The organism is Aquimarina sp. AWH4_224 (assembly GCF_056160245.1).
In genome coordinates this window covers 1-1,644 of record NZ_JBSWWU010000037.1, presented here as the reverse complement: position 1 = coordinate 1,644, position 1,644 = coordinate 1, and the positions used below count along the sequence as shown (strand labels likewise).

Genomic DNA, 1,644 nt, shown 5'->3' with positions numbered 1-1,644 from the left:
CGTTGTGAGCAATCCCTCATAGCTCTCAAAACCTGTTAGTACTATGCTAACGAAATTGTATTTTGCACCCCAAATAATTTAAGCTCTTTGCAAGGCCGTTTTTTAAAGTGTTGCTGCTTTGTTCAAGCACGTGCGCAATCCTGGTTGAAATGTTTGCCATTTAGTACATTGGCGGTGTCATTTTTTGGCAACCCCGTTCAGAATATTTCTTTTTGCCTAAAGCACATTTACTTAGAGCTTTTAAAATCATGAGTTATGGAACAACAAATGACCTTAGAAATTGTAAACAAAAATGCAGCTGGTATTGATATTGGTAGCCGTAGTCATTGGGTAGCCGTCGGTCAAAATAAATCTGACATCAAAGAATTTGGGGTATATAATGAAGATTTATATGCTCTCGCTGATTGGCTTAGTGAACATAAGATTACTTCAGTAGCTATGGAAAGTACAGGTAATTATTGGCAAAACTTACACGCTATTTTAATTGCTAAGGGTTTTGAAGTTACTCTTTGTAATGGAAAGTTTACCAAAAATATAAAAGGAAAAAAAACCGATGTAATTGATTGCCAATGGATACAAAAATTACATGCATTGGGGTTACTTTCTTCTAGTTTTTTGCCTGATGAGGATACTGAAATATTAAGGACTTTTACTAGGCATCGTTTAAATCTAATCCAACAAGCGGCTTCTACATCAAAAAAAATGCAGAAATATCTAAGACTTATGAATATAAGACTAGATGTCGTTGTGAACGATATTGTAGGACTTACAGGATTGAAAATCATTACAGCTATTTGTTTGGGAGAAATAGATCCTAAAAAACTTGCTAGTTTAAGACATTATAATTGTAGAAAAAGTGAAGAAGAAATAGCTAAAGCTTTACACACAAATGGAAGAAATGATTATCTATATGCATTAAATGATGAATTAGATGCATATAACTACCTACAAGAAAAAATCAGAAAATGTGATGATCAAATAGCCCTAAAAATAGATGATATTATTGGAAAAGACCCTGAGAAAAAAGAGCATCATATTGACAAGAAAAAACATAAAAGAGTCAATAAAAACACTCCTAAAAATATTGATATCAACCTGAAATCTTATCAGATGTTTAAAGGGATAGATTTATTAGCCATAGAAGGAATGAGCTATAATACAGTACTTACCATAATGAGTGAAATTGGCTTTGATGGAATACATAAATTTAAAACAGCTAAGCACTTTACTTCTTGGTTAAGGTTAGCTCCTAATAACAAAGTGAGTGGTGGCAAAGTATTATCCAATAAAATTGGAAAAGGAAGTAGTCGTTTAAAAATTGCACTACGAAATGCCGCAAATGCTATTGGGAACTTAAAAGACAGTACCCCACTTAGAGATTTTTTTCATAGAATAAATTTTAGAAAAGGACGAGTATCGGCTATTACAGCAACCGCCAGAAAACTTGCTATAATCATCTGGAATATGATTGTCAAGGCTAAACAGTATCAAAATCCAGAAGGATATCTATACCTAGATCAGAAAAGAAAGCTTGGACTTGTCAAAAGAATTAAAAAACAAATCGATAAATTTGATATCAAACCCAAAGATCTTGAGTTTAAAACTCCTTGATTTTTAACAAAATAAATTGACGTTAGTCAGAAT

Annotated in this window: 1 protein-coding gene; it reads left to right on the top strand. The window is 32.5% G+C overall.

The window, feature by feature from the left end:
- The first annotated feature begins 255 nt into the window (after positions 1-255).
- Positions 256-1,611 carry an IS110 family RNA-guided transposase gene (locus ACXAGJ_RS24570; protein WP_474843819.1) on the top strand — a complete coding sequence of 452 codons (1,356 nt, stop codon included), beginning with the start codon at positions 256-258 and terminating at the stop codon, positions 1,609-1,611.
- Positions 1,612-1,644: the final 33 nt, after the last annotated feature.